The following is a 7,430-nucleotide window of genomic DNA, read 5'->3' on the forward strand; positions in this document are numbered from 1 at the left end:
CGGGCCGCCGGTGTTCAGCCCGCCGCGGCCGCCCCGCGCGCCGCCTCCGCCCGCGCCCGCAGGCGCTCCTGCGCGTCCGCGGTGCCCGCGACCTCCGCCACTCATCGTGTGCTCTCCCTCAGATCAGCCGTGTCGACGCCGTCCAGCCCCTCGATGTCGGGCAGGTACGGCGCCAGCGGGGGCAGCTCGTCGAGGTCCGACAGGCCCATCCGCTCCAAGAAGTATCCCGTGGTCCCGTAGAGGACCGCACCGCTGGTCGGCTCGGTGCCCATCTCGGCGACCAGCCCGCGCGCGGTGAGGGTGCGCATGACGCCGTCCACGTTGACGCCCCGCACCGCCGAGACCTGGCCGCGCGTCACCGGCTGCCGGTACGCGACGACCGCGAGCGTCTCGAGCGCCGCCTGCGTCAGCCGCGCCGTCTGGCCGTCGACGACGAAGCGGCCGACGACGTCGCCGTACGCCGCCGCCGAGTAGACGCGCCAGCCCGCGCCGGCGTGCCGCAGCTCGAACCCGCGCACCCGCCCGCCGTGCTCGCCGCGGTACTCCGCCGCCAGCTCGGCGAGCAGCGCCTCGACGCGGTCCGTCGGCAGCGCGAGCGCCGTCGCGAGCCGCACCGCCGGGATCGGCTCGTCCGCGACCATGAGCACGGCCTCGAGCGCGGCGAGCGCTCCGCCGGGCAGCGCGTCGACGTCGAACGCCAGCACCTCGGGGTCGTCGGCGACCGTCACCGGCGGGTCGACGACGCCGCCGGGCGCCGCGTCGGGGCCCTCGACGGACGCCGTGTCGTCCTCGTTCATGCCTCGTCCTCCTCGTCGGCGGGTGCTTCGTCGGCGGGCGCCTCGTCGGCGGGCGCCGCGTCACCCAGCGCCACCACGTCCTGCTCGGTCACCGCGGCGGCGGGTGCGTCGTCGGGCACCTCGCCCGCCGCCCGGTCGAAGTCGTCGGACACCTCGACGTCGCCCTCGGCGCTGCCCGTCCACCGCACCGTCAGCTCGCCCAGCGGCGCGACCTGGTCGAACGCCACCGCGCCCTCGCGGAACAGCTCGAGCAGCGCCAGGAACCGCACGACCACGACGACCGGCTCGTCGGCGTCCGCGGTGAGCGTGCGGAACGTCGCCGCGCCCTGGTGCCGCAGGCGGTCGACGAGCACGGCCGCCTGCTCCCGCACGCTCACGGCCGGCGCGTGCAGGTGGCTGATGTCGACGCCGGGCGGAGGCGGCTTCGGCGCGAGCGCACCCGCCGCCAGCTCGGCCAGCCGGTCCGCACCCATCTGCCACACCAGCTCGGGCAGCAGCGCCGCGAACTGCGGCTCCAGCTGCACGGAGCGCCCGAACCGGCGCGCCTCGGCCTCGAGCCGCGTGCTCAGGTCCGCGGCCACCACCTTGTAGGCGCGGTACTGCAGGAGGCGGGCGAACAGCAGGTCGCGGGCCTCGAGCAGCTCGAGGTCCTCCGCGTCCTCTACCTGCGCCGACGGCAGCAGACGCGCCGCCTTGAGGTCGAGCAGCGTCGCCGCCACGACGAGGAACTCGCTGGCCTGCGAGAGGTCCCAGCCGCGCCCGCCCGCGTCCGCCGCCCGCTGCGCCGTGCGGATGTGCGCGATGAACTCGTCGGTGACCTGCGCGAGCGCGATCTCGGTGATGTCGAGCTTGTGCTTGGCGATGAGCCCCAGCAGCAGGTCGAACGGGCCGCTGAAGACGTCGAGGTGCACCTCGAAGCCGTGCGTCCCCGCGGGCGACGCGGCGACCCCGGCGTCGGCGGTCACCGCGCCGGCCGGCGCCCCCTGCTCCGTGACGGCCGCGCCGTCAGGCGGCGTCGCCACGCGCCACGAGCTCGCGCGCGAGCTGGCGGTACGCCGTCGCACCCGCGTGCGTCGGCGCGTAGACCGTGATCGGCTCGGCGGCGACCGTCGCGTCGGGGAACTTCACCGTCCGGCCGATGACCGTGTGCAGGAGCGTGCTGCCGAACGCCTCGTGCACGCGGGCGACGACCTCGCGCGCGTGCAGCGTCCGCGCGTCGTACATCGTCGCGAGGATGCCGTCGACCTCGAGCCGCGGGTTCAGCCGGTCGCGCACCTTCTCGATCGTCTCGACGAGCAGCGCGACGCCGCGCAGCGCGAAGAACTCGCACTCGAGCGGGATGAGGACGCCGTGCGCCGCGGTGAGCGCGTTGACCGTCAGCAGGCCCAGCGACGGCTGGCAGTCGACGAGGACGACGTCGTAGTCGTCGAGCACCGGCCGCAGGACCCGGCTCAGCACCGACTCGCGCGCCACCTCGCCCACCAGCTGCACCTCGGCAGCCGACAGGTCGATGTTGGCCGGGAGCAGGTCGAGCCCGTCGACGGACGTCGGCCGGATCATCGCGTGGATGTCGGCGTCCCGCTCCATGAGCAGGTTGTAGACGGTGCGGTCGAGCTCGTGCGGGCTGATGCCCAGCCCCACGGACGCGGCGCCCTGCGGGTCGAAGTCGACGATGAGCACCCGGCGGCCGTACTCGGCGAGCGCCGCGGCCAGGTTGATGGTCGTCGTCGTCTTGCCGACGCCGCCCTTCTGGTTGCACATGGCGATGACGCGCGCCGGACCGTGCGACGCGAGCGGCGGCGGGACGGGGAAGTCGGGCAGCGGACGCCCCACGGCGTCGAGCTGCTGCTCGGTCGTCTCCTGGCTCATCGGCGCACCTCGCTCCCCGGGCCCGGTCCGGGCTCACCTCGCGGGACAACCTACCGGAGCGGCGTGCACCCGCCGCGACGACCCTCCGTGCATGCGCGGACGCGTGGCGGACGTCACCGCGCCCGCGGGTGGCTGGCCGCGTAGACCTCACGCAGCGTGTCGGGCGTGACGAGCGTGTACACCTGCGTCGTCGTCACCGACGCGTGCCCGAGCAGCTCCTGGACGACGCGGACGTCGGCGCCGCCCGCGAGCAGGTGCGTCGCGAACGAGTGCCGCAGGGTGTGCGGCGACACGTGGTCGGCGCCCTCCAGCCCGGCCCGCTCCGCCGCCGTGCGCAGGACCGCCCAGGCCGACTGCCGGCTCAGCCGGGCGCCCCGCGTGTTGAGGAAGACCGCGGCCGTGCCGTGCCCGCCCGCGGCGAGCGCCGGCCGCGCCCGCACCAGGTACGCCTCGACCGCCTCCGCGGCGAACGAGCCGACCGGCACGACGCGCTCCTTCGACCCCTTGCCGAGCAGCCGCACCGACGCGCGGTCGGGCGTCAGGTCGAGGTCGTCGACGTCGAGCCCGACGGCCTCCGAGATGCGCGCGCCCGTGGAGTACACGAGCTCGAGGAGGGCGCGGTCGCGCAGCGGGACGGGCCCGTCGCCCAGGCCGGCGGCGTCGATCAGCCGCCCCACGGCCTCGACGGAGATGGCCTTGGGCAGCCGCTTCGGCTGCGCCGGCGGGCGCACCTGGGCGGCGGCGTCCGTCGCGGCGAGGCCGTCGAGCGCGAGGAAGCGGTGCCAGCCGCGCAGCGCGACGACGCTGCGCGCCGCCGACGCGGGCGACAGCGCGGCGCGCCCGTCGGACCCCGAGCGCAGGACGAGCACGTAGTCCTCGACGTCCCGCTCGGTGACGTCGCCGGGCGCCGTGCGGCCGGTCGCACGCAGGTGCTCGACGTACCGCGTGAGGTCGCGCCGGTACGCCGCGAGGGTGTGCGGCGCGAGCCCGCGCTCGACCGTCAGGTGCGCCAGGTACCCCTCGAGGGCGGCGGTCAGCGCGTCGTCGCCGGCCACGGCCCGTCGATCACAGCGGGAGAAACACGTCCACGGCGATCGCGACCGACAGCAGCGTCAGGTACGTGATCGAGCCGTGGAACACCGACATCGCCTTGAGGGGACCGCGCTGCGGGTCCTGCGCGCGCTGCAGCAGCGTGACGCAGGACCACAGGAACCACGCGCCCAGCGCGGCGGCGACCACGGCGTACACCCACGTCATGCCGGCGACCGGCACCAGGAGCAGCGAGCAGGAGATCATCGCGACGGTGTACGCGATCATCTCCCACGCGACGCGGGTGTCGGCGGCGACGACGGGCAGCATGGGGACGCCCGCGGCCGCGTAGTCGCGGCGGAACTTCATCGACAGCGGCCAGTAGTGCGGGGGCGTCCAGAAGAACACGACGCCGAACAGCAGCAGCGCCGACCAGGAGACGCCGCCGGTGACGGCCGACCAGCCGATGACGACCGGCATGCAGCCCGCGGCACCGCCCCACACGATGTTCTGCGGGGTGCGGCGCTTGAGGATCATCGTGTAGCCGACCACGTAGATGGCGATGGCCGCGCCCGTGAACAGCGCGGACGCCGGGTTGACCGCCAGCCACAACCACGCGAGCGACACCACGCCGAGCACGGCGCCGAAGACCAGCGCGGCGCGCGGCGTGACCCGCCCGGTGACGATCGGGCGCCGGCGGGTGCGGTTCATGACCGCGTCGATGTCGCGGTCGAGGTACTGGTTCAGGGTGTTCGCGGCGCCCGCCGCGCCGGCCCCGCCCACGAGCGTCGCCACGACCAGGCCCAGGGGCGGGAAGCCGCCCGCCGCGAGGAACATGGTGGGGATGGTCGTGACGAGCAGCAGCTCGATGACGCGCGGCTTCGTCAGCGCGACGTACGGCCCGACCGTCCAGCGGAGCCGGGCGAGCACCCCGCGCGGAGGAGGCCCGCCGACGGTGCGCGGTGCGTCGTCGCCCGTCGCGCCCGCGGCCGCGCCCTCGTGCAGGGGCGCCGCTCCCGGCTCGGCCCCGGTCGGCACCCGCTCGGCGGCTCCGGCGTGCCCGGCGGGGGCGACGACGGGGCTCGCGTCGAGGGACGGGCTGGAGGGGCGCACGCGCAGGGGTGTCCGTTCATGAGCGGGCGGGCACGGTCACCGTCATGCTACGGCCCCGCCGGCCCGCGACGGGCGACCGGCCACGAACGGGTCCGCCGGGCCGGGCGTGAGATGCGTCGCACGCGGGAGCCGCATCGCGCGGCAAGCGCTTTCCCGCAGGATGGACCCTCAGCGCGCGGCCCGCGCGGTCCGCTATAGGCTCGACGAGCACGAGCCCGTCCGACGACGTGACGGGCCGCACCCCGGGACGTGGCCCCCCTGGCCGGCGCCCGGGTGACGCTCGACAGCGACGTCCCGCTCGCGCGGGGCGGGAATGAGGTGTGGTGAACGCGAAGGCTCCCCTGGCCTCGACCGTGGGCTGGTCGGATCTGGACCTGCGTGCGGTGGACACCGTGCGCGTCCTCGCCGCCGACGCGGTGGAGAAGGTCGGCAACGGCCACCCGGGCACGGCGATCAGCCTCGCCCCCGTGGCCTACCTGCTCTACCACGACGTCCTGCGGCACGACCCGACCGACCCCCACTGGCTGGGCCGGGACAGGTTCGTCCTGTCCGCCGGGCACTCCAGCCTGACGCAGTACATCCAGCTCTACCTCGGCGGCTTCGGCCTCGAGCTCGAGGACCTCGCGGCGCTGCGCACGTGGGGCTCCAAGACGCCGGGCCACCCCGAGTACCGCCACACGGCGGGCGTCGAGATCACCACGGGCCCGCTCGGGCAGGGCCTGGCGTCCGCCGTCGGCCTCGCCATGGCGGCCCGCCGCGAGCGCGGCCTGCTCGACCCCGACGCGGCGCCGGGCCAGAGCCCGTTCGACCACCACGTGTACGTCGTCGCGTCCGACGGCGACCTGCAGGAGGGCGTGACGAGCGAGGCGAGCTCGCTCGCCGGCACGCAGGAGCTCGGCAACCTCGTGGTGCTGTGGGACGACAACCACATCTCCATCGAGGGCGACACCGAGATCGCGTTCACCGAGGACGTCGTCGCGCGCTACGAGGCGTACGGCTGGCACGTGCAGTCGGTGGACTGGACCGCGGGCGGCGAGTACCGCGAGGACGTCGACGCGCTGCACGCGGCGCTCGAGGCGGCGAAGGCCGTCACCGACAAGCCGTCGTTCATCCGCGTCCGCACGCTCATCGCGTGGCCGACGCCGGGCAAGACGGACGACCACTCCTCGCACGGCTCGAAGCTCGGCGGCGACGCCGTGCGCGGCCTGAAGGAGCTGCTCGGCTTCGACCCCGAGAAGTCGTTCGACGTCGACCCCGAGGTCATCGCCCACACGCGCGCGCTCGCCGACCGGGCGAAGCAGGAGCGCGCCGCCTGGCAGGAGAAGTTCGACGCGTGGGCCGCGGCGAACCCGGAGCGCAAGGCCCTGCTCGACCGCCTCCGCGCCGACGAGCTGCCCGAGGGCTGGGCCGACGCCCTGCCGACGTTCCCGGCCGGCAAGGCCGTCGCGACGCGCGCTGCCTCGGGCGAGGTCCTCGCGGCCCTCGCCCCCGTGCTGCCCGAGCTGTGGGGCGGCTCCGCCGACCTCGCCGGCTCGAACAACACGACGATGAAGGGCGAGCCGTCGTTCATCCCGGCCAAGCGCTCGACGCACGAGTTCGCCGGCGACCAGTACGGCCGCACGCTGCACTTCGGCATCCGCGAGCACGCGATGGGCGCGATCCTGTCGGGCATCCGCCTGCACGGCCTCACGCGTCCGTACGGCGGCACGTTCTTCACGTTCTCCGACTACATGCGCGGGTCCGTGCGCCTCGCGGCGCTCATGGGCGTGAACGTCACCTACGTGTGGACGCACGACTCCATCGGCCTCGGCGAGGACGGCCCGACGCACCAGCCGGTCGAGCACCTCACCGCCGTCCGCGCCATCCCCGGCCTCGCCGTCGTCCGCCCCGCGGACGCCAACGAGACCGCGCAGGCGTGGAAGGCGTCGCTCGAGCGCACCGACGGTCCCGTCGCGCTCGTCCTGACGCGGCAGAACGTCCCCACCTTCCCGCGCGGCGAGGACGGCTTCGCGTCGGCCGAGGGCGTGGCCCGCGGCGCGTACGTGCTGCTCGAGGCCTCGAGCGGCACGCCCGACGTGGTGCTGATCGCGACCGGCTCCGAGGTGCAGCTCGCCGTCGAGGCGCGCACCACGCTCGAGGAGGCCGGCGTCGCCACGCGCGTCGTGTCCGCCCCCTGCCTCGAGTGGTTCGCCGAGCAGGACGAGGAGTACCGCGAGGCGGTGCTGCCGTCCGGCGTGCGCGCACGCGTCTCGGTCGAGGCCGGCATCGCGCTGTCGTGGCACAAGATCGTCGGCGACGCCGGCCGCAGCGTCTCGCTGGAGCACTACGGCGCCTCGGCGGACTACCAGACGCTGTACCGGGAGTTCGGGCTGACGTCGGAGGCCGTCGTGGCCGCCGCGCACGAGTCGCTCGCGGCCGCCCGCGGCGACCAGGGCCCGGGCGACACCGCCGGGGCGTCGAACCAGTCCGGCACGGGCGACCTGCCCGCCTGACCCACCCGGCGCGGGGGGGGGGGGGGGGCCGCCCCCCGCCCCCCCCCCCCCCACCCCCACCGACAGGGACGGCTTGGACATGCAAGGGAAAGAAAAACCCAACCCACCCACACCCACGACCCCAGCAGGC

6 protein-coding genes are annotated in these 7,430 nt (G+C 75.2%); 1 reads left to right on the forward strand and 5 read right to left on the reverse strand.

Annotated features, from left to right (window positions below; genetic code table 11):
* Positions 1 to 101 precede the first annotated feature (101 nt).
* The 5 genes from scpB to AB6N23_RS00570 all read right to left on the reverse strand — a co-directional run bounded on the left by scpB (position 102) and on the right by AB6N23_RS00570 (position 4,625).
* Positions 102 to 797: an SMC-Scp complex subunit ScpB gene (gene scpB, locus AB6N23_RS00550; RefSeq protein WP_412863752.1), complete on the reverse strand. Its 696-nt coding sequence runs from the start codon at positions 795 to 797 to the stop codon at positions 102 to 104.
* A complete protein-coding gene (locus AB6N23_RS00555; RefSeq protein ID WP_412863754.1) occupies positions 794 to 1,819 on the reverse strand; it encodes a segregation and condensation protein A in 1,026 nt (341 codons plus the stop codon). The genes scpB and AB6N23_RS00555 overlap by 4 nt, the downstream gene beginning before the upstream one ends.
* Complete coding sequence (locus tag AB6N23_RS00560; RefSeq protein ID WP_412863756.1) at positions 1,803 to 2,666, reverse strand: ParA family protein; 864 nt, start codon at positions 2,664 to 2,666, stop codon at positions 1,803 to 1,805. Before AB6N23_RS00560 ends, AB6N23_RS00555 begins: the two co-directional genes overlap by 17 nt.
* A gap of 113 nt (positions 2,667 to 2,779) precedes the next feature.
* A complete protein-coding gene (locus tag AB6N23_RS00565; protein ID WP_378199089.1) occupies positions 2,780 to 3,721 on the reverse strand; it encodes a site-specific tyrosine recombinase XerD in 942 nt (313 codons plus the stop codon).
* Between the two features lie 10 nt (positions 3,722 to 3,731).
* The gene (locus AB6N23_RS00570; protein ID WP_412863865.1) at positions 3,732 to 4,625 is read right to left on the reverse strand and encodes a heme o synthase; all 894 of its coding nucleotides are present in this window, start codon (positions 4,623 to 4,625) and stop codon (positions 3,732 to 3,734) included.
* Between the two features lie 506 nt (positions 4,626 to 5,131).
* Between AB6N23_RS00570 and tkt the strand changes: the two genes are divergently transcribed.
* Positions 5,132 to 7,300, forward strand: coding sequence for a transketolase (gene tkt / locus AB6N23_RS00575; protein ID WP_412863759.1), 2,169 nt, complete (start codon positions 5,132 to 5,134; stop codon positions 7,298 to 7,300).
* The last annotated feature ends 130 nt before the right edge of the window (positions 7,301 to 7,430 follow it).

The sequence above is a fragment of the Cellulomonas pasadenensis genome, from assembly GCF_047229365.1.
Lineage (GTDB): Bacteria > Actinomycetota > Actinomycetes > Actinomycetales > Cellulomonadaceae > Cellulomonas.